Source organism: Gimesia chilikensis, assembly GCF_008329715.1.
In the GTDB taxonomy this organism is placed as follows: Bacteria; Planctomycetota; Planctomycetia; order Planctomycetales; family Planctomycetaceae; genus Gimesia; species Gimesia chilikensis.
Window position 1 is genome coordinate 170286 of the sequence record NZ_VTSR01000005.1, and the last position, 24502, is coordinate 194787.

17 protein-coding genes are annotated in these 24502 nt (G+C 54.5%); 5 read left to right on the top strand and 12 right to left on the bottom strand.

The genetic code is table 11. The features are described 5' to 3' along the window. Position 1: 1 nt before the first annotated feature. The 5 genes from FYZ48_RS04930 to FYZ48_RS04950 all read right to left on the bottom strand — a co-directional run bounded on the left by FYZ48_RS04930 (position 2) and on the right by FYZ48_RS04950 (position 7637). Entirely contained in the window at positions 2-1606 is a 1605-nt protein-coding gene (locus FYZ48_RS04930; RefSeq protein WP_187781872.1) for a HEAT repeat domain-containing protein, read from the bottom strand. A gap of 287 nt (positions 1607-1893) precedes the next feature. After that, positions 1894-2730: a sugar phosphate isomerase/epimerase family protein gene (locus tag FYZ48_RS04935; RefSeq protein ID WP_149338113.1), complete on the bottom strand. Its 837-nt coding sequence runs from the start codon at positions 2728-2730 to the stop codon at positions 1894-1896. Positions 2731-2825: 95 nt separating this feature from the next. Continuing rightward, a complete protein-coding gene (locus FYZ48_RS04940; RefSeq protein ID WP_149338117.1) occupies positions 2826-3485 on the bottom strand; it encodes a 3-keto-disaccharide hydrolase in 660 nt (219 codons plus the stop codon). Between the two features lie 167 nt (positions 3486-3652). Further along, entirely contained in the window at positions 3653-5527 is a 1875-nt protein-coding gene (locus FYZ48_RS04945) for a vWA domain-containing protein (RefSeq protein ID WP_242022393.1), read from the bottom strand. 193 nt (positions 5528-5720) lie between these two features. Beyond that, positions 5721-7637: a vWA domain-containing protein gene (locus FYZ48_RS04950; RefSeq protein WP_187781873.1), complete on the bottom strand. Its 1917-nt coding sequence runs from the start codon at positions 7635-7637 to the stop codon at positions 5721-5723. Positions 7638-8065: 428 nt separating this feature from the next. Between FYZ48_RS04950 and FYZ48_RS04955 the strand changes: the two genes are divergently transcribed. Next, the gene (locus FYZ48_RS04955) at positions 8066-8641 is read left to right on the top strand and encodes a DUF456 domain-containing protein (protein WP_149338127.1); all 576 of its coding nucleotides are present in this window, start codon (positions 8066-8068) and stop codon (positions 8639-8641) included. Between the two features lie 178 nt (positions 8642-8819). Here the strand turns inward: FYZ48_RS04955 and FYZ48_RS04960 are convergent, their stop codons facing one another. Both FYZ48_RS04960 and FYZ48_RS04965 read right to left on the bottom strand, forming a co-directional pair. Continuing rightward, the gene (locus FYZ48_RS04960) at positions 8820-9263 is read right to left on the bottom strand and encodes a hypothetical protein (RefSeq protein WP_149338131.1); all 444 of its coding nucleotides are present in this window, start codon (positions 9261-9263) and stop codon (positions 8820-8822) included. Between the two features lie 64 nt (positions 9264-9327). Beyond that, positions 9328-10263: a DUF1559 domain-containing protein gene (locus tag FYZ48_RS04965; protein ID WP_149338135.1), complete on the bottom strand. Its 936-nt coding sequence runs from the start codon at positions 10261-10263 to the stop codon at positions 9328-9330. Between the two features lie 549 nt (positions 10264-10812). Here FYZ48_RS04965 and FYZ48_RS04970 point away from each other — a divergent pair. Then, positions 10813-11769: an alpha/beta hydrolase gene (locus tag FYZ48_RS04970; RefSeq protein WP_149338138.1), complete on the top strand. Its 957-nt coding sequence runs from the start codon at positions 10813-10815 to the stop codon at positions 11767-11769. A gap of 159 nt (positions 11770-11928) precedes the next feature. After that, on the top strand, positions 11929-12357 hold the full coding sequence (locus tag FYZ48_RS04975; RefSeq protein ID WP_149338140.1) for a carboxypeptidase-like regulatory domain-containing protein: 429 nt from the start codon (positions 11929-11931) through the stop codon (positions 12355-12357). A gap of 120 nt (positions 12358-12477) precedes the next feature. Here FYZ48_RS04975 and FYZ48_RS04980 read toward each other — a convergent pair whose 3' ends face one another. From FYZ48_RS04980 to FYZ48_RS04990, 3 genes are all read right to left on the bottom strand, one after another. After that, complete coding sequence (locus FYZ48_RS04980; protein WP_149338142.1) at positions 12478-13395, bottom strand: DUF1559 domain-containing protein; 918 nt, start codon at positions 13393-13395, stop codon at positions 12478-12480. 220 nt (positions 13396-13615) lie between these two features. Then, positions 13616-14896 carry a hypothetical protein gene (locus tag FYZ48_RS04985; RefSeq protein ID WP_149338144.1) on the bottom strand — a complete coding sequence of 427 codons (1281 nt, stop codon included), beginning with the start codon at positions 14894-14896 and terminating at the stop codon, positions 13616-13618. Positions 14897-14954: 58 nt separating this feature from the next. Then, complete coding sequence (locus tag FYZ48_RS04990) at positions 14955-15437, bottom strand: SMI1/KNR4 family protein (protein WP_149338146.1); 483 nt, start codon at positions 15435-15437, stop codon at positions 14955-14957. Between the two features lie 164 nt (positions 15438-15601). On the opposite strand from FYZ48_RS04990, the gene FYZ48_RS04995 reads away from it, so the two are divergent. Beyond that, positions 15602-16216 (top strand): pentapeptide repeat-containing protein, encoded by a 615-nt coding sequence (locus FYZ48_RS04995; protein WP_149338148.1) that lies wholly within the window; start codon positions 15602-15604, stop codon positions 16214-16216. Positions 16217-16504: 288 nt separating this feature from the next. After that, positions 16505-20494, top strand: a complete 3990-nt coding sequence (gene hrpA / locus FYZ48_RS05000) for an ATP-dependent RNA helicase HrpA (RefSeq protein WP_149338150.1) — start codon at positions 16505-16507, stop codon at positions 20492-20494. Positions 20495-21509: 1015 nt separating this feature from the next. Here hrpA and FYZ48_RS05005 read toward each other — a convergent pair. Together FYZ48_RS05005 and hpnE are read right to left on the bottom strand one after the other, a co-directional pair. Then, a complete protein-coding gene (locus FYZ48_RS05005; RefSeq protein ID WP_149338152.1) occupies positions 21510-22568 on the bottom strand; it encodes a potassium channel family protein in 1059 nt (352 codons plus the stop codon). A gap of 10 nt (positions 22569-22578) precedes the next feature. Further along, positions 22579-24375 (bottom strand): hydroxysqualene dehydroxylase HpnE, encoded by a 1797-nt coding sequence (gene hpnE, locus FYZ48_RS05010; RefSeq protein ID WP_149338154.1) that lies wholly within the window; start codon positions 24373-24375, stop codon positions 22579-22581. Positions 24376-24502: the final 127 nt, after the last annotated feature.

Here is a 24502-nt window from a genome sequence, read left to right on the forward strand (position 1 = left end):
ATTACTCTCCCTTCTCAGTTGCTGATTGGTCAGCGGGTACTTCTTTTGACTTTTCCGGAACCCGGAGTGCTTTAATGGCGACTTCGCGGACCCGTGTTTTCTCATCACTTACCAGGTGCAGCAGTGCCTGTCGGGCTTCGGGGGTCGACAGCGTGCCCAGGATCTCGGCGCTGGTACGGCGGACCAGTTCATCCGAATCTTCAGTAAGGGCTTTCAGAGCGGGAACCACTTCTCCGTGTAACTGTAAGACCTGTGCACAGCGGGCGGCCTGAATCCGGCGTTTCTTCAACGGATGTGCCATGGCCCGACTCAAATCGATCAGACAACGGGGATCGAGTTTGAGCAACAGTTTACCAACAGAGGGACAGACCTGGGGACTGAATTCTTCAAAGTGTTCCAGCACGAAATCGACGTCGAAACTCGCGAGTTCGCGGCGGGCGGCTTCCCGAACTTCTTCGATGGGGCTGTCGATTTTTTCGACCAGCAGATTCATGGCATCCGGAACGTGCTGCGCGCGGAGCTGGCAGGTTGCCCAGGCCTGTTGCACCGGATCTTCGGAGTCGAGGTTTTCCAGAACCATTTCGGCAACCTCGGCGCGATCGGGATTACGAAGGATCGAGATCGCGGCTTCCTTAGCGGCGGGGGTGCCGTGCTGTAGCATCCAGCGCTGTGCCTGCTTCTTACTCGGCAGATCCAGATCGAGCAGACTGATCAACCGAATGACGCTGGTCTGTAACACAGGTGGAATGCGGGTGAAGTCCTGGTGATCGGCTTCGAGCCAGGCCAGTTTGCCGATCTGTCGGAAGTTGGTCTGCTGCAGTTCCGACGGATGCTCGGGCAGCCAGCGGAGCAGGTGTGCGATGAACTCGGGATCTTCGCGATTCGCGAGTGCTTCGAGGGCTTTGGTGTTGGGATAGCTTACGCCGGTGAAATCACAGATGAGCTGCATTACGCCGACATGCTTACTCTCGTGGAGGACTTCTTCTGCCAGTCGTCGTGTCTCCGGATCGGAGTGCCAGAGAATCTTACGGATGGCGGCATCATCGACATTGCCGAGGATCAGCAGGCTCTCCATGATCTCTTCCGGCCGATCGAATTCGGGGAGATTTTCGGCAGCTTTCATCAGCGAACTGAGGATCTCGCGTCGGATCTCTTTGGCGTTCTTCAGAAACGAACGGGAGTAAGCCGAGTCGACGCTGCGATCGAGAAAATGCTCGTACAACAGACCGATCAGATGGCGGAGTGTCTGAGTGGCCAGGTCGGGTTGATGGTTGACCAGTCGCTTGTTTTCAAACAGATCGATCAGTGCGGGGATCTGTCTGAAGTCGTGGTTGACGCGGACGAACTCCAGGCCACAGTACTGCAGTTCCCGATTGCCGTGCAGCAGACATTGTCGGATGGCGGCATCGAGGGCTTTGGTATGTGTTTCCAAAAGCTTGCGGACAGACGGCGAGTGAGTAGCGTACCGCCGGATGACTTCGACCAGACCACGGGCACTCTGCTGCTGGAGCAGCGCAAAGACAGCCTGTTCCTGGATCAACTCGTCTTCGACGTCGAGTGCCAGGATCAAGGCGTTGATCGCATGCGAATTTCTGCTCTGCGCCAACAAGTCAAAGGTTTTTGTAATTGAGGAGGCCATGCTGACTTGAGATCGAATTAAGTGCCTGGATCTGCCAACGCAGCGCAAATCCGGGATTGTGAGCCGAGGGTCTATCCCCTGCCCGTCGCCGGCGCAGCAACTGCGCATTTCCTGCCCGCTATCTTTCAATATCGAGAATCAGGGGCGGTCCGCTGTAACCAGAGTGTTTTAACCCTGCTATGCGGCATAACCGTTACACTTGCGGCAGGAAAGCCTCAAAAAGCGGGCAGCAACACAGAAAAGGTGTCGATCCGTCAACCTGTCTGCAGATGCTGCTGGAGGAAGGCAAACGACTCGCGCAGGACATCGGGGGCCATGTGACTGTGGCGGCTGAGTTCGACGTGCAGTCCTCCCTGATAGTCGATCTGTCTGAGGCCGGCGAATACGTCGTCAAAGTCGATCTCTCCTTCTCCGAAGCGGAGGTGATCGTGCTCGCCCTGGCGCATATCTTCGATGTGGATGTTAAAGATGCGCTCACGCCAGGGTTTGAGATATTCGCTGATGGGCAGTTCTCCCATGCATTGCAGATGACCGATGTCGACAGTCAGTCCGAAACAGGGATGGTCAACTAGCGTGAGTAGTTCCTCGAAATCAGCCAGCGTCTCGATGAGCATACCCGGCTCCGGTTCGAATGCCAGACGTACCTCTTTGTCTGCAGCGTAGTCGATGACCTCCCGACAGCCGGCGGCTAACCTGTTGAGTGCTTCGACGCGGGGCAGGTCTGCTTTTAACTGACCGGCCCAGAATGAAACGGCGTCGGACTGCAGAGCGGCGGCCAGATCGACACAGCGTTTAAGAAAGTCGATGCGGCGGTCCCGCTCTTCCGGGGAGGAACTGACGAGTGTCGGCTCATGTTTGACGCGGGGATCCAGCAGGAAGCGGGCGCCGGTTTCGATGACCGTGGAGAGCTGACACTCCTGCAGCAGGTGCTGCATCGCTGCCATCTGCTGAGGCAGGTCGGGAGCAAACGGATTGAGCGTGTAATGATCGACGGTGATCGCAGCGGAGGTATAACCGGTCTCGGCAATCAGGCGGAGGGCATCATCCCAGCGATGGAAGGCCAGACCGTTGGTGTTAAATCCCGGTTTCACGTCTCAGTTCTCCGCAGCGGATGTCAGTCGAATGCAAACGGCCCTCGTTGTAAAACGAGGGCCGGTATCAGACTTTCAATATAACGCGATCAGGTTCAGTCAGCCAGTGGCTTCACCTTGATGTTCTTGTAGTAAACCACGCTCTTGGGATCATGTGCCTGGATAGCGAAGCTCCCTTTGTCTCCCAGTGAGGGAGAACCGGTGGCCCCTTCGGGTTCCGTGTAATCGATCACGGTTTCGTCGTTGATTTTCACAATCACGTGACGACCTTTGACGATAATGTGCTGCGTCCACCATTCGTTATCTTTGGCAGGTGTCTTAAAGAGTTTGACGCGGTTGTAGAGGCTGCCGGTTTTGACCGGATCTTTGTGACTCACATTGACCTGCGATTCGTATCCCTGAGTCGGCCAGCCTTCTTCCTGGAATTTGGTGTGGAAGAAGATGCCGGAGTTGCTGCCCGGGGTGGTTTTGACGTCAGCTTTGAATTCAAAGTTCTTGAACTCTTCTTCGGTGAAGAGATGCGAACGCTTCCCGGTGACGACGATCACGCCATCTTTGACTTCAAAAGGGCCCCCTTCTGCAATCTTCCAGCCGGTGAGATCTTTGCCATTGAAGAGGTCAACCCAGCCATCAGCTGAGGCTGCATTGTCATCTCCAGAGCAAGCAGTTGTGCTGCCCAGAACGGAGGAGATCACCAGGGCTGCCATCAGACCGGTGAAGACATTGAAGTAAGACTGCGAGCGGTATTTGTTCATTGTGAGTATCACTCCTGGAAGCGGATCAGAAATCAGAGACAGTTCTTTGCTCAGTTTCTATATGCTACGCAGGCGTTGCACCCGTTAAAAGGAAACAGAGCACTTCCCGGTCATTTTTCCGAAAAGTGCTCTGCCTGTGTTAAGTATCTTTAGTAATTCAAGCCTGCTTACAGTTTGGGAACTTTGATTTCCTTACCGACTTTGTCGTAGCGTGGATCACGGAAGTGTTCTTCGAAGTACATGCCGAAACCCTGATTGAGTTCGTACTGCGCCCGTTGTGCCCAGGGGGTCCCGGGGTGCTCTTTGATTACGAACTTATACTGGCTTTCCGATTTCTTCAGCTGTTTATCCAGCTCTTCCGGGCTGACCTTGGTAAGTTTGACCTGCACCGGATCGGGGGGCAATAACTTTTTACCACGTTTCACATTCCAGGTGTTGCTCTTCTGATCCTTGGGAGCAGGCATGTTTTTGGCATGCGAGTCCATGGCCAGACAATACTGGAACAGACGAACGCGGTAGGCCAGACACTGTGCCAGCGTCAGGTCGTAGGCAGCACGCCAGCGGGAGGATTTTTCCTGAGCCCGCAGCGGTTCGATGTCTTCCAGAATGTCGACGGCTTTCTGCAGGAGGCCCATGGCGCGGATGGCCTTGGGTACTTCTTTGCTGCCGGCTTCGTAAAACTCTTTCTTCTTCAGTGGGTAGTAAAGTTCCTTGATATTCAACTGCTTATCCAGGTGTGGATTGAGCGTTACGATCACCTTCCAGATAGAAGACCGGAACTTGCTGGCTGAACGGGTGGCATCGTATTCACGACGTGAGAGCAACAGCGGCTGGTACTCTTTCATATCCTGGAAGCGGAACTGCCGCTCCTGGTTGCTGCCGGCACCGGCCAGACGCTGTTCTTTACCGGGCAGAACAAAGAAGATACCGCCGGTTTCACGGGCGATACGAACCTGCTCGTAAGGTCCGAACCCGGCTGAGAAGGAATCCCAGCGGCCGTGCAGACCGTCGTATTGCAGAGACTCGGGGAATGCCGTTTCCGGTCCCCGGTTAATCTGAATCCAGTGGGGGAGATTGTAAACCGGATCACGCCAGAGCTGACGGGCATAGGGATACCCGAAGACCGACTCGCGTCCCAGAATGTAAATGGGAGACTTGGCCCGCTTGGCACGGGTGATGACTTCTTCGACGGCGGCCCCGTCATCGCCGGACTCGTCGGTCACACAGACGATACAGAGACGACGGTCGGTTTTACGCGCCATGGTGCTGTATTTGTCGATCGTGGCCGCGACGGTCTGGCACATGTTTTCCAGACCGGTTTCATCGATGGGAATTTTGCCGATGGCGTCTTGTACTTCTTTGACGTCGACGGTCGGCTTGGGGGTATGTACGTGAACGGTGGCCCCGTAACTGAGAATGGTCGTCAGCAGGGTCTGGTCCCGTTCGCGGGTTTTCTTTTCTTGTTTGGCGGCGATACCGAGTTCGCTGTAGATCTTATTGAAGTTCTCAGAGATTTCTTTCTGGTCGTCTTTCATACTGCCCGATTCATCGAAGAGCCAGACCACCAGAATTTTTTCTTCCCGCATGATGCGGATCAGTTCTTTGGAGATGCGGCTCATGGCGGTGCCATAACCTTCGACGACCGCACCGACTTCACCGGTGACTTCACCGACGCCGAGGTCTTCACCCAGGATGTCATCGCCGGGGGCTGTGATTTCGCCGGCGTTGATTTTGATTTCCGGCTCTTTGAGACTCTCGGAGGTTTCAATTTTCTGAGAGGAGACGGCGGTTGACGTTGAGGCGCCGACATTCGTCGAGACCATGCCACCGGAGGTCACACTCAGGTTTTCAGAGACTTCAAGATTGGTTTCCAGAACCTGTTCGAATTCCGCCTGATCGCGTTCGTCATCGAAGATGGTTTCGATGGCGACTTCGGGCTGGTTGTCGGTGAGCTGATGATGGATCAGTCCCATGCCGACCAGAATCACAGCGTGAACGATCAAAGACGTAAAAAAGGCTGAATAGTCTCGCGCTTGAGCCATCAGTAATAATCCCCCCGGCACTTTCTCAGCGAACTGCTTTCAAAGTGTTGTGCCTGCTTTGTTTCGGCGTTGGATGATGCAGAAACGAGTCTTGAAAAATCAGTTGAAATGATATGTCAGAAACCCGAGGCTCCTGCAATCTCAGGAGCCTCGATATAAACTCAAATGTCGTCAGTATATTCAGTTAGGTAAATCAGATTTTCAGCGGTTTGTTGGGAGAAACACCCCGTTTTCGGAGGGCTTCATTTCTCTTACGCTGTTCTTCTTCAAAACGTGGGTTCGGTGTTCGGACCCGGTTACCGCTGTTGTCGAGGTTCATCTTCATTTCCTGCCACTTCCAGCCCAGTGGTTTTTCCAGTTCTTTGGCGGCCAGGTAGGACCAGGGAGTTCCAGGATGCTCGTCGATCACGCCATTCAGGAGTTCCATGGCCTGCTTTTCCAGTTTCCGTACGGTTGGGCTGGAACGGGCGTCTTTGGCGGCCACCAGTCTCCAGGCGTTGTTGCCTTTTGTCTCGAAGACTTTGGGATTGCTTTTCATTTCGGCCAGGATCGTGTTGTATCCGTGAGCACGTGCCTGGTTGGCCACGACGCGGCCCAATGCCAGATCGTAGTTGGCACGCCAGCGGGGTTCTGTGATTTTCTTACGATCTTTGAGACCCTGCTCCAGCATGACCTGCAGTTCATTCAGCCCGTAGCTGAGCTGCGAGACCGGCTTCTGGGCTTCAGTAATGGCCTGTCTGAGAACGTTATCGGTATTGGCAGGAAATTCCAGGGTAGGCTGCGGCAGTCGACGGTCAGAAAGTCGAGTTGCCGCGGCTGTTCGGACGAGCGCCTGCTTAGCCATGTTTTGTGTAAGCATTCGCTCGTAATCGCGAATGGAAATGTAATCGGGATGGTAGTCCCGCATATCGGCCGCTTCAAAGTTGGGAGTGGTGTCTTCGGTGATGAAGTAAATCCCGTTGGTTTCCGCACAGAGCCGCGTCAGAGCGTAGGGACCGTAGCCTGAGCTGATCTGGCGAATGTCGTAATCGGACTGACCCCAGAACGGCAGTTTGATACGCTCGGGCATCACGGTTTCCGGCCCGGTTTCCGAGACGGCAGGTACTCTTACACCCGGCTCAATTTCAAACTGAGTGATGACTTCCTGCTGACCGAAGGGGGAGGCGTTCCCGACAACGTAGCATTTAATGCCATTACGTTTGGTGAGCAGAATGGTTTCTTCCAGATTCTGAACGGCATCGGTGCCTGCTTCATCGGTCACCACGATGACCATCATGTTACGACGACTGGAGCGTTTGTAAGACAACCAGCGTTTGGAGACCTGGTTCACGGCGGCGAAGACGTTTTCATCGCCGGAAGTATCTTCTTTGATCGACCGGATCTGGGAAACGACTTCTTTGACATCGCTGACCGGATCTTTGGTTACGAACTGTGTGGTTGAACCGAAGGCAGCCACAGCGGTTTTGAGTGACGCTTCATTTTCAGCGGCTTCAAGGATGCCCAGCTGTTTGTAGACGTTTTCAAAACGATCGGCGATTTCGTTACGGCGTTTGCTGACTGAAGGTGAAACGTCGAACAGCCAGACCACCAGCAGTTTTTTCTCTTTCACCGCGGCAGCGATTTCGAGGGTCAGACGATCGATGGCACCCGCTACTCCGCCCGGACGGTCGGTTTCGCCGGTGACTTCTACAGCAGCCGTCAGTTCTTCCTGGGCGGGCTGAGTCAGATTGTCATCAAAGACCGGTTCGGGAGTTTCAATATCATTTTCCAGCTGATCCTTTAACGCTTCCTGTTGCTCTTTGGCTGAGACAGGGGCGGCCGCCATGGAGGGGGCCAGAATCTCAGTATCGCCGGCGGAACCAACGACGTCCTGAATGGTGGGATCGAGTTTGAAAACGTTGTCGTCCAGTTCTTCGATGGAAGAAATAATCGCATTTTCCGAATCGAGCAACGTAATGCGGGTGATGCTTGCCAGGACAAACAGAATCAGCAGGTGGACCCCGAGACTGATAAACCAGGCGGGAACTTCCTTCATGTTGAGCCAGCTGCGTTGTTCGACGTCGACAATTTCTTCGACATGAACGTCTCTGGTGGAATTGGCAATACTCACGGTCTGCTCCTTAGGATGAGACTGTAATTTAAGCACGCGCTTTTGTACGTCTGCACGGGAAACGGTGTCACTCACAGGCCGCACGGAGATCGCTGCCCGCAACTGACATCGGATATCATTGATGATTATAAGAAAATCCATCCATCAATGGTGCGTCAAATGTCAGATTTTACCCCTGAAGGGAGACAAATACAATCATTGCCCTTCCAGACCGCACAGAAATGTATTCATAAGTACACATTCCTGCACGTCGTACCCATCACGTGCTACCAGATTAACCTCAAAACCAGGCTTTACATTCGTCTTTATTTTTGCATTCTGCAATAATTTCAGTCGATTGACGAACTATAAGAGTGCCCCCTGCAACTCCCGTTTTATGAATCCGGGGCCGTTAAACACACTATTCTGACTCAGATCTGGTAACACCTATGTCCTTTGAGTGGTTGACCGAGTGGCTGCCCTTCACGTTTTACTACCTGATGGCGCTGCTGCTGTTTCTGGCAAATTTCGCTGCCTGGGCCTCGATTCTGTTTCTGATTCCGGGCAACTGGATCATGGTCCTGCTCTCGGCACTGTTTTACCTGTTCATGCCTGAAGAGAGTGGCAAGGGTATTTCGCTGACAGTGCTGGTGATCGCGATATTACTGGCGGGGCTGGGAGAACTGGTTGAAGCGCTGGGCAGTTCTGCGGGGGCTGCAAAAAAAGGAGCCAGTCGGCGGGCGATGATTCTGGCGTTACTGGGCACGTTCCTGTTAAGCGTGATGGGCGCGACGGTGGCGACTCCTGTGTTTCCTCCAGTGGGAACGGTCGTGGGTGCGATTCTGGGTGGCGCCGTAGGTGCTTACCTGGGCGCTTACGTGGGTGAAGCCTGGAAAGGGAACGTGGATGTGGACCGCATGGAGATCAGCCGGGCCGCGTTTGTGGGACGACTGCTGGGCGTGGTGGGCAAGCTGGCGATCGGCGTGGTGATCCTGGTGATGCTGACGATTGACTCGCTGATCTGAATGGCTGTCAAAAGAGGAAAAAAAGAAGGCGATCTCCCTCTGCAGAAAGAGATCGCCTCTCGCCTTCAATTTGTTCTGGAACTGTCAACTTCTATCGTGTCAAACCTGCAGAGACCCATTGCCTGGATCGGGACGCAAGCGCCCGGACAACGATTGCCTGTCACTGCGGTCTGATAGATTACTCTTCCAGATCAAAATTGATTTCATTGCCCCCCTCTTTGACTTCGGCGGTGAGACCGGAAGTCTTGGGGCTCATGCTGTACTTTTCCGGGATCAGGGAAAGATCCACGTTCGCCTCTGCCGATTCGGCTGGCAGATTGGAGGTATCCCGTTCCGAGATGACCATGACTCCGTGCTTGCCGATGGTGGCGCCATCCCCTTTACTGTAAGTCGTCAGGGTGTAGGTGCCGTCTTCCTGAATCTCGCCTGTGGCGGATTTCCCTGGTCCAACCGGAATAAAGGTGACGGTTCCCATTTCGAGAGGCTCACCTTTGTAAGTCACTTTGCCGTGCACTTCTGCCGTCTCCAGCTGGTCTGAACCGCCGGAGCAGCCTGCTTGCGCGAGCAGCAGCAGGCAGAGCGTGGCTAGTGAATATTGCTTTAAAGAAAAAATTGCGTTCATTTATATCCTGTTCCTGTAGAGTCTGATAAATGTTTCTGAACCTGACAACAGCAAAGCGGCGCGATTAAAACTCGCCGATCACTTCGCCGGTGGCACGGGTGGAAAGGCCTTTCAACAGATCCAGACTGGTGCTTTCAGACAGGAACCGGACACTGCCATCACAGAGCAGCATGTGCGCGCCGCCGACGTGCTGACTGCGCCAGCCGACACCATACTGACTGTGACTTCCCGAACCGATGGGATACTGCATCAGCTTGGTGTCGATCATCAGATAACCGTCGGAGCCGTAGTAGTAGGTAGCCCAGGTCCAGGGTGCGATGTCATCCCAGCCCCCTTTGGAGCCGCTCCAACCAATGTAGCTGGACAGTTCGCCGAGCAGGAAGGTGTTGGTGGTACCGTCGGTGATGTCGCGCATCCGGGTTTTACAACCGGGATAGAGGACCCCTGAAGTTCCGTAGTGCCGACTCGAATTGGAACCGTTAACGAAGCCGACATCAACGGAACCGCCATTGCCGCGGTAGTGCAGCGAGCCGTCATTCCCGGGGTTACCACCCCAGCCGGTTGAGTAGTCGTTAGCCCGTTCGCCAATTTCCGAAGAAGGACAGCAGAAGACCGCGATCGGATCGGTAAACAGGTTTGTATCTCCGTTGTGAGGAGATGTTGTGAAGCGATAGGGCTGGATCCGAGTCAGTTCTCCCAGAGAGGTCATCTGGTTGTAGCGGGGTGCCTGATCAATATAAGGCAGAATACGGGCAGCCCAGCCGGTCAGATAGCCTGAGCTATGGAAGTAACCTGTGGGGAACATGGTGAAGTTGTCGTGGTAGTTATGAAAGGCCAGTCCCAGCTGTTTCATATTGTTTTTACACTGGGAACGCCGGGCAGCTTCACGGGCCTGCTGGACAGCGGGCAGCAACAGGGCAATCAAAATCGCAATAATGGCGATGACGACCAGGAGTTCAATGAGCGTGAAAGCACGCCTGCGTGTTGTGGATACTTGCATGAAATTCTCTCGCGTTGGGTAGAAGAATAAAATAGATAAGTACGATTATTGAAAATCGCCGACGAGACAACATTCCCTCGAGCCAGGGATGTGATTCGTATCAGCCGGAAGAACTCCAGCTGTTATTATTAAGAATTATTAAGATATCTAACTCGATATTAATAATGTTTTTTAACAATTCAATCTTTATTTATTCAAAATCCGACATTCTGACGGTGTTTTTTAGCGAACACACATATCGCAACATGTTTATTTATTGATATTTGCGTTCCGTCTGTCTAATTGAACACCGTCCCCTGCAGGGTGCTGATCGCTACTTTCGACAAACCACGTCACTCCCATCCCATTCACCACATATCACCTATTGTTAAATTCACATCGCGAAACATGTGGATACGCGTCTGGTACAGATAGCGGGGATGATTTCTCTAAATCGAGAGCTGCCGCGAAACTGTTGCAGCTGAAGTGGGTTTCATGGGGAACTGCGCTGATCTAAACTGACTTGAGCCTGCAACGGGACTCACGTCCCATGAACCACTGGAGAACCAGATGCACAGAGACCGCCTGACTTTCATCGCGATTCTACTTACCTTGACCGTCGTCCTGAGCGAATCCGCTTCGGCTCAACAACCCCGCCGTGGTGCGCCTCGCTGGGTTCGCGAAAATGCGGACGTGCATCGGAACCTGGAATACGCGGAAGTGGACGGGAAGCCTTTGTTGCTTGATTTGTATCTGCCGAAAGACGTCAAACAGCCTCCCCTGCTCGTCTGGATTCATGGCGGTGGCTGGCGAAGTGGCGACAAAGGCCGGGGTGGGATCCTGGTTCCCCTGGGCCTGCAGAACGGTTATGCCTGTGCGAGCATCAATTACCGTCTGAGTGGTGAGGCAACGTTCCCTGCGCAGATTCACGACTGCAAAGCCGCCATCCGCTGGCTGAGAGCCCATGCGAAAGAGTACGGATACGACGCGACCCGCATCGGCGTGGGCGGCTCATCCGCCGGCGGTCACCTGGTTTCCCTGCTGGGAACCAGCGGGGGCGACAAACAGCTGGAAGGGACGGTCGGCAAACATGCGGATCAATCGAGCCAGGTTCAGGCGGTGCTCGACATGTGGGGACCGACCGATTTTCTGCAGATGGATGCGCATGCCCTGCCCGACGCCCGCTTCAAACACAACGACCCCCGTTCGCCGGAATCGTTGCTGCTGGGCGGACCGGTGCTGGAGAACAAAGACAAAGTCGCACAGGCCAACCCGATCACCTACATCGACAAACAGGATCCCCCGTTCCTGATCATTCACGGCTCGAAAGACCCGCTGGTACCCGTGCATCAGAGCCAGTTAATCGACAAGGCACTCAAAAAAGCGAAGGTGCCCGTGCAGTTGATCGTCGTCGAAGGGGCCGGACATGGCGGTCGGGAATTCAATACTCCTGAGACCAACGACCGCATCGTGAAGTTCCTCGATCAGCATGTGAAGCAGGCTCCCCGGCAGAAAGCCGGTAACTGATCTTTCCTGCGTCCGGGAAAACAGATTTCCTTCTGGCTTTACACTTGCGTGGCGATTCCTGAGAATGGAATCTGTTTCAGCAGTCTGCGGACAGATTGTTTCGAGTCTGTGCCGCGGCTGAAGTTTCTTAAGCGCGCCCCTTTTGGATACAGGAACACAATGTACTTTTTATCTCCGCGATCGTTACGCTGCACGGGACTGGTTTTTACGGTATGTACTCTACTGGCAGGTTGTTCCGGCACACCTGAGGATCAGCCTGATACCGCATCGGTAAAGGGACTGGTCGTGATGGAAGGGGAACCGATCGAGGGAGCAGTCGTGACGTTTGCTCCCGAAGCGGGGCGACCTTCGACGGGTATCACAAACAGCCAGGGGATCTTTGAACTGGCTTATAACCCGACAACCAACGGAGCCAAGATCGGCAAGCATACGGTTCGCATCTCGACAGCACGCTACGTCGAAAATCCGGATGGAACCACGACCGAAGTAAAAGAGGTCATCCCTGCCAAGTACAACGAGAGTTCCAGCCTGACGGTGGAAGTCAAACCCGGGGAAAACGATTTCCCCTTTAAGCTGGACAAGGAATGAGTTGAGGGCTGAGACTGCCCAGTAACAGTTCCCAAAAACAAGTTAAACGATAAGAGCTCCCTGGCGTCTGAACACCAGGGAGCTCTTTTTATGTCACAGGCAAGCAGAAGTTACTTCGGCTTACCATTCACCGATGACCTGACCATCGTTGATGACGGCCAGTCGGAAGTAAGTACTGGTTGCGGAGGAAATGGTGCCTGGGTTATTGGAAGCATCCATGTTTTCGCTGGCGAAGCGAACAGCACCGTCTGCCATGAGCACATGCACGCCGCCTTCATGCAGACTGCTGGGACCAAACTGGTAACCGGTTCCGTTGATCATGGACCAGCCGACACGTGCCTGAACCAGACCGTAACGAATGTTCTCGAATTTGTTGGTAGTCGCAGCACAGGGAGTGACTCCTGCCCAGATCGAACCGATGTGGTTCGTGCCGGCAGCGTCGTTCACGGTGGTTCTTTCTGTGAAGGCAAACGTGTTGGAGAGACCGTCGGTGATGTCGCGGATCCGGGTTTGACTGTTGTGGTAGAACATACCGTTCGGCTTTGCGGATGAGTTACAACGATAGTCACCGTTGCCATTGAAGCCGAGGTAATTGGACAGACCGATGGCCTCGCCACTTACTCTGTTGTCTGCATTCTGAGCCGGGTTGGGATCGGCACTGGACGGACAGAGGTAGGCGGGCAGAACCGTTCGCACATCGGCGAGTACCGTGGTGTTGGTCAGATCCATGGGCCTGTTAGGGCTGATTTTATTGTAGAGCGGAGCCTGATCCATGAAAGGGAGGATAAACAGGTTGCACAACCAGCCGTGATCGTTAATGAATCCGGGCGGGAAGACGCGGTGTGTTTCGTTGTAGTTGTGCAGCGCCAGGCCAATCTGCTTGAGATTGTTTTTACACTGACTGCGACGGGCCGCTTCGCGTGCCTGCTGAACGGCGGGCAGTAAGAGGGCGATCAGAATCGCGATGATGGCAATCACCACCAGCAGTTCGATCAGGGTAAAGCCGCGTTTGCGGACGACGGGTGCAGATAGACTCATAGCGCTGTTCCACTTTAAATGGAGTAATACGGGCGAGAAACATTACGACAGCAACATAGAAGCTTAGCAGGCAGGAAAATCAGGTGGGACTCTCAGCAACCTTGCATTAGTGATATGGTATATGTGAATCCAGGCCAGTGCAAGGAAGAAGTTACAGGCTGGTATTCAGAAGGGCACATGCTGGATATGTTAGGATTGCTTTGAAATTGATGGGGCTTCCTCAACCGAGATCAATGATATCGATCTCATGCTTGAAGTCGGGCATGTGCTTGAGAGTGACGGTCGCCAGCCCCTCTTCGTCGGGACCGGTGACCAGGGAGTTGTAGTTTAACTTCAGATCACAGAGTCCGTGATATTCGAAACAGTTGTTGACAATCTGCAGCAGGTTTTCCTGCTGCAGGGGAAGTTCCAGCTCCCTGAGATCGGACTCGAACTGAATCTCAGAAGAACCATCGAGGCTTGCTTCCAATCGTTCGTCGCAGCCCCCGTCTTCACCGTAATGGTAAAAACAGACTGTTTGATTTTGGCTACTGAGTTCGAAGGCGAAACCGCTGATCTCGGCTGTTTCTGCGATCTCTTGAACCAGTTGGAGAATCTCCCGAGAGTCGGGATGGGATACCAGATAAGTTCGCTCCTCTCCTTTAGGCATCAGTGCCAGTATGAAGTGTTTCGGTAAGGAAATCGGTTCGCCTGCAATGTCCCCCAGGACGGCCTCTGATTCTTTTTCATCACGTTCTTCCTCATCACCCCAGATCGTATCGAATATATCATCGCGTGCCAGTTCGATATCTTCGTCAATCCCGGCGTAGATGTATTCGCCTTCCAAAGCTGTGAATTCGGAAGAGCAATCCGAGGCGAGTTTCTCTGCTTTATTTGATTCCGTGCGATTGATATTCTCTGAAAAGATGCAGGGGACGTGGGAATCAGGCACAAAGACGGCAATCTCTCCGCGGGGAAATGCACCCGACCAGCCGCAGGGATACCCGCCTGCCTGATAGATGGGAAACAAGTTCTCGTGAAGACAAGAATTACTTCTGCCCAAGAGTGCCCGACACTTGCAGATCAGATACAGCGCATCGGCAATGCTGTCTGCTTCCGCTTTGATCAGGATACCTTTGAGCTGTTCATTCACCAGAATGAAAAACTGATTCCAGAGCTGATCAAACTGGCTGGTCAGAGAACGTTCTAATTTCTCAATTGCTTTGAATTCTCCGGTCGTATCTCCGTAATTCATCAACTTGCCGATGTCATTGTGCAGGAGATCATCCCAGTCTGCGCGTTTGATGTAGGGTTCATAATCGTCCACGCGATCATTCATCGACTTTCGATACCGGTCAATCTCTGCGAACGTATGAATCTGTTTGATTTTGTATCCCGACTTCTCTGCGAGCTGCTCATCGAAGGGAGTAGCGAGGAGTCTGCCCGATTGCACGAAGGCAACGACTTCCTGGACAGCTTCGTTGTGGGGACCGAAATTGAGTTGATCGAGGGGGGTGGTCATGGAGGCTTTAATGATTTCTGGTTAACTACTGATGAATCTGGATTATTCAGGCTTTTTTTTATTTCAAATCATCCTCGCTGACTCCGTAATAATGCATCAGAGCTTCGTAAAATGAATCAGCAAACTTTTGCAGATTGGTATGTCCGGCTTCTTCACATATCGGATCAACGTTCATCATCAGGACCGGGGCTTCCCCTGCCTCGTTCATTTGAGAGGTATCCAGCGCGCCAATCATTCCCTCTTCGAATCGAGCATAGACCATGATCCATTCTTTTTTGAAGTCATATTTTTCTCTTCCCAGCTGCGTTAAAGCGTAGACGCCCGTTTCAGCTACATCGTCGTCAGGCCTTAGTGCACAGAAACCTTCTTCCACAGTCCCCAACTGCCGAATGAACTCGCGGTAACTGCCGCGAATGGGCAGGCCCAGCAGCTTTTCTGCTTCGTCGATTTTCGCTTCATCCACTGGGCCAGCGACACCAAATAACTCGGCAGCCTCTTTTTCCACGATTTTGAATAACGCCTGCAGCTGACTGTCGTTCATGGTTTGCATTTCCCCCCTCGCCGATTAATGTGGATACAATTGAGTTCAGTACTCCAGATCAGTACAGTAAACCAGATGGTCGAGAGGAATACCAGCAGCGAAACATTCTTTTAATGTAATCAATACCCTCATTCACAATTTCTGAATATTGCCCGGAGAACTTCATGAACCCGGAACACCTGAAGCTGATTCAACAGGGGGCAGAAAACTTTGAGGAATGGCGGATGGAGAACCCGGATGTGGAACTTGATTTTTCAGACGCGGATCTGAACGGCGCTGATTTGAGCGAATTTCTACTCTGGGGAACCAACTTCAGTGGAGCCCGATTAAGGGAAGCGGATCTGAGCTATGCCGATTTCGTCACAGCAGATTTGAGCCGGGCAGACTTAACCAAATCCGACCTGACCAGCGGCAACTTTTCTGAAGCCGATCTGAGTCAGGCCTGTCTGGCAGGCTGCCTGCTGATTGACGCGGACCTGGTTGACGCGAATCTACAGGGGACCGATCTGAAAGATGCCGATTTAAGCGGCGCCATTCTTTTCTGTTCCGATCTGTCAGGCGCTGACCTGCGAGGCGCACGACTGCGAAACACGGATTTCCGGGGCACGATTCTCGAGCAAGTCCAACTGGAAGGCTTACGGGTAGATTCCGAACAGTGGCTCGAAGATTTGAAATCCGCGGATGAACCGGTCATCGGATTTGACTTCGCAGCCTGGATGGTTGTGGAAGAGACCAGCGAGGCGGAAGAAGCGGAATTTGTGCTGCGGTGTCGCTCGTAAACATAATATCAATATAGTGACTATGGCCGTTTTAAAATGGGATACTTTCTTCTGCGACCTCCTGTTGCCTGCGGCAATCTCGGATTATATCCGAGACCACCCTCTGAGCTGTTTCCTCTCACAGGCTTTTCGTGTTTTTTGTGCATTTTGTGGTTCAAAAACATCACCGTTCCCCGCGGATTCCTACAAATCCCGGTGGAAACCCTTCGCGCTGCCGAACTTTCGCTGCATAATGCGGGTCCTTCTGCTTACTATTGTGCGTTTCCCTGTTTTGTCTGTTGATGTCTGATGTCCCGTGGTGATGCGAATTCGGCTGCTGCTGACGCTGGTGCTGCCAGTGAGGATCTGAACGCTGCGCTGAAAGAGTTGCCCGGGCTGATCTCGCAGGCGATGGTCGTGGATCAGTTTCGGTTTTCCCAACGGCTGCGGTCGATCCGGCAGGCAAAGAAGAACAAAAAGCCGTTCGATAAGAATCTGCAGCGGCTGCAGGAAGAACTGAAGAAGTCGCTGGCCCGAAGGGAGGAGCGGCTCAAACTGAGACCCGAAATCAAGTTTGACGGCAGCCTGCCGATCCATGACGAACTGGATCACATCAAACAGACGATCGCCGACAACCAGGTGGTGATTATCTGCGGGGAGACCGGCTCGGGGAAATCGACCCAGTTGCCCAAGCTGCTGCTGTCGATGGGACGGGGCATCAATGGCATTATCGGTCACACCCAGCCGCGACGAATTGCCGCCCGTTCGGTAGCGGCCCGCATCTCCGAAGAACTGGGACGCGAACAGGGAACCGCCTGCGGTTTTAAGATCCGCTTCACCGACACGACGAACCCGAATACTTACATCAAGCTGATGACCGACGGGATTCTGCTGGCTGAAACGCAGAACGACCGCTTTCTGAATCAATACGACACGATCATTGTCGACGAAGCACACGAACGCTCGCTGAATATCGACTTCCTCTTAGGCTATCTCAAACGCCTGCTCTCACAGCGGCCTGATCTGCGGGTGATCATCACGTCGGCCACCATCGACGCCGAACGTTTCAGCGAGCACTTTGCATCAAGCACAGGGCCAGCGCCGATTCTGAATGTCTCGGGGCGGACGTATCCAGTGGAGATTCGCTATCGGCCCTTTGATGCAGAGCCGGACGACAAGGGACAGGGCAAAGGGAAAAACAGTAACCGCGATGAACAGTCGCAGCTGGCGGACGCGGTGAATGAACTGGCGGCGATTGATGACGGCGACATCCTGATCTTTGTGGCGACCGAGTGGGATATCCGCGAGACGGCGAAGCTGTTGCGAGGTCGCTCGATCATCGGTGATGACGGCGGAAGACAGACGGAGATTGTGCCGCTCTATGGTCGACTCTCGACGGCGGAACAGAACAAGGTCTTTCGTCCCTCCACGTATCGCCGAATTGTGATTGCGACGAACGTGGCCGAATCGTCGATCACGGTGCCGGGCATTCGCTATGTGGTTGATACGGGGCTGGCCCGCATCAGCCGGTATTCGAGCCGGTCGCAGGTGCAGCGGTTGCCGATCGAAGCGGTCTCGCAGGCGTCTGCCAATCAGCGGGCCGGCCGTTGTGGACGTGTCGCGCCGGGGATCTGTATCCGGCTTTACAGCGAAGCGGACTTCAACAGTCGCGATGAATTCACGTCGCCTGAAATCCAGCGAACCAACCTGGCCTCGGTGATTCTGCAGACGCTGAATATGAAGCTGGGTGCGATTGAAGACTTCCCGTTTATCGATCCTCCCAAGCCGGCGGCGATTCGTGACGGTTACAGCACGCTGTTTGAACTGGGGGCGATTGACGAACAGAACCGGCTGACCGACATCGGGCGGCAGATCAGTCGGCTGCCGGTCGACCCGCGAATTGCGCGGATGATTCTGGCGGCCCACGATGAAAACTGTCTGCATGAGATTCTGGTGATTGCGTCGGCCTTGGAACTGCAGGATCCACGCGAGCGGCCGATCGACAAACAGCAGGCGGCCGACGAAGCCCAGGAACAGTTTCGCGATCCCGATTCGGACTTCCTGAGCTTCCTCAAGCTGTGGGACTTTTATCACAAGCTGAAAGAGGATCTGTCGCAGAGCCGGTTGCGGCGGGCCTGCGTGCAGAATTACCTGTCGTATAATCGACTGCGGGAATGGGCGGACATCTTTCGGCAGTTGCGTCAGCTGGTCGAAGAGACGGGGCTCAAACTGCATCCGCGGAAAGACGACTCGGCGGCGATTCACCGGGCGCTGCTGCCAGGGCTGTTGTCGAACATTGCCATGCGGTCGGACACGCATGAGTACACCGGTTCCGGCGGGCAGAAGTATTTCCTCTGGCCCGGGTCAGGGATTTTTGAGAAGAAGCCGAAGTGGGTCATCTCGGCGGAGCTGATCGAAACGAGCAAGCGATATGCCCGCACGGTTGCGAAGATTTCGCCGAACTGGATCGAGCCCGCTGCACCGCACCTGGTGAAAAAGACCTGGAGCGATCCCCGCTGGAACGGGGATGCAGCGTCCGCGATGGCCACCGAAAAGGTGACGCTGTTTGGTCTGACCATCGTGCCGGGACGCTCGGTGCATTACGGCAAGATCGATCCCGAACAGTCGCGGACCCTGATGCTGCAGTATGGCCTGGTCGAGGGGGATATTACGCTCAACGTCGATTTCCTGGCACACAATCAGAAGTTCATGAGCGACCTGGAACAGCAGCAGGCCAAGTCGCGGCGGTACGACCTGATTCCTTCGCAGGAGCAGCTGTTCGCGTATTACGATGCCCGGATTCCGGAAGACGTCTATGACGGCGTGAGCCTGAAAAAGTGGTGGAAGGTCGCCAAACGCAAGACGCCGACACTGCTCAACATGCGACTGGAGGACTTCTTCGACGCACAGGCGGAGGAGGTTGACGAGACTGAATTCCCGAACGCACTCAAGATGGGGAAGATGCAGTTTCCGCTGGAGTATCACCTGGAGCCGGGAGCCGCGGAAGATGGCGTGACCATTTCGATTCCGCAGGAGAGTCTCAATCAGTTGTCGCCGCAGCGACTGGGCTGGCTGGTGCCGGGGCTGCTGGAAGAAAAGGTGGCGGCGATGATCAAGGCGCTGCCCAAGTCGGTCCGGCGGATGCTGGTGCCTGCACCGGAGACGGCGAAACAGGTCGTAAAGCAACTGGAGTTCGGCAAGGGTTCGTTTGAAGAGAAAGTCGCGACGCTGCTGTCACAGATTTCGGGAGAGCGGATCACGAAGGAGATGTTTGAAACGGAGCGGCTGCCTCAGCATTTGCAGATGAATATCCGCGTGCTGGACCAGGGGGGCGATGCGATCGCCGTCAACCGGAACCTGACACAGCTGCGACAGGAATATGGTTCGAAAGCGGCCAGCAGTTTCTCGGCACTCTCCGATGATCACTGGAGCCAGAGCGGGCTGACCGACTGGACGTTCGGCGATTTTCCGGCCGAGGTGCAGATTGATCACGATAATCTGTCGCTCACCGGATTTCCGAGCCTGGTCGATGAAGGGAAGTCGGTGATGCTCTGCCTGCGGGATGCGCCGGAGCGGGCCGCCTATGAGACGCGGTTCGGATTGAGGCGGCTGTTTGTACTGGCCGAACATCGGCGATTGAAATCACAGGTGGAGAATATCCCGGGCCTGGAACGGATCTCACTGTATGCTGCGGGGATCGGCGGGATCAATCTGCGGGAGCAACTGGTCGAACTGCTGGCGGAGCGGGTGCTTTGCGGACAGAAAGAACGCCAGCCGCGGTCTGAAGCCGAGTATCGTCAGTTGATCAAGGAATGGCGGAATCAGATTCCAGTCGCCGCACAGGATCTGGCGTCACTGTTGCCGACGCTGTTTGAGCAGTATCACAAAATCAAGATTACGCTGGATAAGACCAAGGTTCCCGCCTGGAATGAACCGCTGGCCGACATGCGGGCGCAGTTGAATGCCCTAATCAACGCCCGCTTCCTGGTGAATACGCCCTACCCCTGGCTGCAACAGGTTCCCCGTTACCTGCAGGGCATTGAAATGCGGTTGAGTAAACTCGGCGGGAGCGGACTGCAGCGGGACATCGCGAATATTCGCAGTATTTCGCGGTACATTGAAATGTACGCCCAGCGGGCCCGGCAGCATCATGAGCGGGAGATTATCGATCCGCAGTTGATCAAGTTCCGCTGGCTGCTGGAAGAATTCCGGGTGTCGCTGTTCGCCCAGAAACTGGGGACGGCGCTGAAGGTGTCGCCGAAGATTCTGGATCAGCAGTGGTCGCTGGTGCGGGATTGATCCTGCGGATTTTTCTTTTGCTACCACGAAAAACACGAAAAGCACGAAAAAGGTGATCTGGTTCGATGCTGATTGGTGGTGGGATCGCGGTTGCTGAATCGAAGGCTTGAGCTGTCTGTTTCCTGCTCGCTGCGCTCGGCCCGAATTGCATTCGGGCTTACCCATTGATTTCAGTAATCGATTGTCTTTGCACACTGCTTATCTTCACTACTGCATTCTTTTCATCTGCGTGGCTCTGGTGCCGTTGCTTATCATTCGCTGGTGACGGACAGTGTGAGTGGTCTGTCTGTAATTTTTCCGAGCGGTACAGCGCCAAGCAGTGTTTCTTAATTCGGATGCTCTATACCAAAGTCGTTACAACCGGGGCTAACGCACTGTGGCTAATTTGGATTATCTATTGTTGGACTCCTGAGAATAAAAGGAACAGCAGTCCCTCGGCCACAACGTGATTCCCTCGGAAGTTGAGACGCTTAGATCACCACCAGGCGGGCAGGCACACAGGCCAGCCCCTACGACTTGATGCGGTCATAAAAGGAATGTCGTCATGGATGAATTGCTTTTCTTCGTCTACTGGTGCAAGTACTGTCGGGCGAGCCGACGGTGGCACTCGATCGTCACAATTGAGGATGTGAATTTTGTAAAATGGCGGCTGGGGGTCAAGACAGAATTTTGTCCGCTTGTGCCCGGATTTTGTCCTGGTCTGTCCGGGATTTTGTCCTGCTGTGACCGGTTTGTGTCCTGGTTTGCCCTGAACATTGAGGGGCTGACTTTGCGAAGTAGGGCGATCTGTTCCAGTAAACAACCGGTGAAAAGCGACGGAGATTCAGCTGTTGTTGCGTCACTGGTGCCGAATGTTTTAGTGCAGATTACCTGTCTCGCGCGCGAGCCAAAGTTAGAACAACATACGCATCGGCGGGAGGCGATCAAGGGGAGTTTATACACTTCCCCTGAAACAGCGGTGAGTCATGTTCAGTTTGCGCAGCAGGGACCAGCGCAGGGAAACCGCGAGTATTTTTCAGGCGGATGTCTCGGTAGACGGATTGAATTCTTCCATGAGGTGAGTGATCGCATCCGAGGAACCCAGGGCGAAGATGCTGTCGCCTGCGTTGAGGATCGACGAACTGGAGGGGGGCATCTGGGGCTGATGACCGGGACGACAGATGCCGACCACCATGATGCCTTTGGTACTCAGATCGGTTTCACTCAGCTTCTTGCCGCAGTAGGGGCTGTCTTCCGAGATCTGCAGGTCGGCGACTTCGAACCCACCCACATGTTTGCTGGCGACCTCGACGAAATCTTCGACCGCGGGATGAATCATGAAGCGGGCGATTTTAACGGCACCGCTGCGGAAGGGACTGACGATGCGATTCGCGCCGGCATGTTTGATCTTCTCGCCGGCCTTGTCGTCGCTGGCACGGGCGATGATCTGAAAATCGGGATTCAGCATCCGCGCGGTGAGCACTACGTAGACGTTGTCGGCGTCGCCGGGGAGGGCTGCTGCGAGGGAAGCCGCCCGTTCGATGCCGGCACTTTTGAGGACCTGGTCATCGGTGGCGTCGCCCTGGATGTAGTACCAGTTGCGGGGAGTGCAGGTCTGCTCCAGGCGTTCTTCGTTACTGTCGATGACCACGAACTGTTTTTCGCGTTCGTGCAGATACTCACAGATGGAGTGTCCCATCCGACCGAGGCCACACACGATGTAGTGACCTTCCAGATTGGAAATTGTTTTCTGCATGCGTCGTTTCTCCAGAACCGAACTCATTTGCTGGCGCACAATCCACTGACCGAGCTGGGAGACACTGTAGGTGAAAATCCCCAGACCAAACATGAGGTAGAAAATGATAAAGATTTTGCCGTTATCAGACAGCGACACCGGGTCTTCGTATCCGACGGTGGTCGCGGTAATCACGATCATGAACAGGCTGTCGAGCCAGGAAGCACCTTCGATCACTCGAATGCCGACCGTTCCGAAAATCGTAAAGCCGATCAACAGAACCATGATGCGGAAGAAGTGCGCAAGCGACTGCTTCTGCGAGCGGTTGGGATCCAGGGTTGAGGTCAGCTGGTGAAACATGCGTGAAAGTTTACAGTCTGAAGAGCATTTTGGATAGAAAAGCCGTATTTTCAGGAGGCAGTAATAATGACTCGGGTTTCCCCAGATCGTGGAGCAGTTCCTCGGCCGCCAGCAATCCACTGCGAACGGCCCCTTCCATCGTGGCGGGCCAGCCGGTGGAAGTCCAGTCTCCAGCGAGATACAGACCTGCGACCTGCGTCCGTTGCGCGGGGCGGAGCTGTTCCACGCCGGGCTGAACGGAGAAGACCGCATGATGTTCGGTGAGCATGCGACTATGCAGCAGTTGGGCCTCTCCGGTGACAGGCCAGATCCGGGTGAGCTCGGCGATGACTTCCTGGATGATCTCTTCCTGCGAGCGTCCCTGGCGTCCGGCTGCGGTGAGTTGATGACTGGCCGAGATGACGATCTGGTAATACCAGCGTCCGTCGTGCTGCTGCTGCATCAACTGCGTACGGTTGAACATCCATTGAGAAAGACAATCGACGAAGACCGCGTGCGGGAGCGGCGTGATTTCACGATCGAACCAGAGATGCACGCTGGTGATAGGAGCTGCTTCAAGCTGTTCGATGCGCGACAGTTCCGCGCGACCGGGGAACTCGGCAGGCAGCAGATCGAGCACGCGCTGGTGCGGAACGGCGAGCACGACGCGATCTGCATCGACGTGAGTGCCATCCCGAAGTTCGACGCCAGACACTTTGCCGTCGGTGATGTGGATCTGCTTGACACCGGTCTTGAGACGGATCTCAGTACTGCGTGTGGTCAACCAGTCACTGATTGTGGTGCCATACAACTGTTCGAGGGGCCTGGTGGGAATCAGAACCTGCCAGCTGTCGCGGGCGCGGAGAAAGCCATCCACGAAAACCTTGCGGGCATGCGAGAGGCTGATGCGGTCCAGGCTTTCGCTGAGTGCGCTGACGAGGACTACGTTCCAGAAGCGGTCGATGACGGTTTGCGACTGCCCGTGTGCCTGGAGCCAGTCGGCCATGGTCGGTTCGTATTCTGGATTGACGCGGGTGCGTGCGAGCTGTTTGAGTCCCTGGGCCAGTTCGCGTTTCTCGCGGAAGTTGAGATAGGAGAGTCTCGCGAAGGCGGGAAACAGATGCAGGGGTGTGGGGAGCGCCGGACTGGAGGCAAAGCGGTTCACCTCAAAGCGGGTGTCGGTATTGACGGGACCGCTCTGATTGGGACCGATGAAGTAGAGCTGCTCGGCTCGTTCGAAGGAATCAGCGATGCCGACGGTCTCGCAGAAGCGATTGAATTCGTGACAGCAGCCCATGCTGACGTGCTGACAGTTGTCGATCAGGGACTGGGACTGCTGGTCTTCAAAGGAGCTCGCGCGCCCCCCGAGTCGGGGTCGGGACTCGAGCAGGGTGACAGGCTGATTCCGCTCCGCGAGAGCCGCAGCGCAGGCCAGGCCGGCGAGACCGCCTCCGACAATGACTGTTGCTGTGCTGCTGTCTTCCAATGACTTTCCCTGACCAACGTGCCGTGCATGTGAAATCGCCCCATCTGTACATTGGATCTGTATTTTCCGGGACTGCTGCTTTAAGATGTGAGGATATCGAAAATCAGCTGAGATCCCAGTAGTGACTTTGGTGAAATCATGAAATATTCGGGGATTCCCCTGATTGAGACACTTTCCCGCGGCTGGCTGCAGGCGGGGAGGAATTTCGTTTATCCGCCCCGGTGTGTACTGTGCGGTGAAGACCGGCTGTGCGCGGGAACGAACTGCGGGCCCCGGATCGACCAGATCGCCCCCCTGATGGCTCACACGTGTGGACGGTGCGGTGCCCCGGTGGGACCGCATGTAGAGACGTCTTCAGGCTGCATTCACTGCAGGAAAGATCGTTTTTTATTCAAGCGAGCGATAGCCCTGGGTCAATATCAGGGTCCATTAAGCGAATTAATCTTAAAACTGAAGCAGAACCCGGGAG

Bases quoted from the DNA above. Each gene is read 5' to 3' on its own strand.
- FYZ48_RS04940 (WP_149338117.1), bottom strand. From the start codon at position 3,485: ATGAACAAATACCGCTCGCAGTCTTACTTCAATGTCTTCACCGGTCTG.
- FYZ48_RS04945 (WP_242022393.1), bottom strand. From the start codon at position 5,527: ATGGCTCAAGCGCGAGACTATTCAGCCTTTTTTACGTCTTTGATCGTT.
- FYZ48_RS04955 (WP_149338127.1), top strand. From the start codon at position 8,066: ATGTCCTTTGAGTGGTTGACCGAGTGGCTGCCCTTCACGTTTTACTAC.
- FYZ48_RS04960 (WP_149338131.1), bottom strand. From the start codon at position 9,263: ATGAACGCAATTTTTTCTTTAAAGCAATATTCACTAGCCACGCTCTGC.
- FYZ48_RS04965 (WP_149338135.1), bottom strand. From the start codon at position 10,263: ATGCAAGTATCCACAACACGCAGGCGTGCTTTCACGCTCATTGAACTC.
- FYZ48_RS04970 (WP_149338138.1), top strand. From the start codon at position 10,813: ATGCACAGAGACCGCCTGACTTTCATCGCGATTCTACTTACCTTGACC.
- FYZ48_RS04975 (WP_149338140.1), top strand. From the start codon at position 11,929: ATGTACTTTTTATCTCCGCGATCGTTACGCTGCACGGGACTGGTTTTT.
- FYZ48_RS04980 (WP_149338142.1), bottom strand. From the start codon at position 13,395: ATGAGTCTATCTGCACCCGTCGTCCGCAAACGCGGCTTTACCCTGATC.
- FYZ48_RS04985 (WP_149338144.1), bottom strand. From the start codon at position 14,896: ATGACCACCCCCCTCGATCAACTCAATTTCGGTCCCCACAACGAAGCT.
- FYZ48_RS04990 (WP_149338146.1), bottom strand. From the start codon at position 15,437: ATGAACGACAGTCAGCTGCAGGCGTTATTCAAAATCGTGGAAAAAGAG.
- FYZ48_RS04995 (WP_149338148.1), top strand. From the start codon at position 15,602: ATGAACCCGGAACACCTGAAGCTGATTCAACAGGGGGCAGAAAACTTT.
- hrpA (WP_149338150.1), top strand. From the start codon at position 16,505: ATGTCCCGTGGTGATGCGAATTCGGCTGCTGCTGACGCTGGTGCTGCC.
- FYZ48_RS05005 (WP_149338152.1), bottom strand. From the start codon at position 22,568: ATGTTTCACCAGCTGACCTCAACCCTGGATCCCAACCGCTCGCAGAAG.
- hpnE (WP_149338154.1), bottom strand. From the start codon at position 24,375: ATGCGGTCCCACCGGGGCACCGCACCGTCCACACGTGTGAGCCATCAG.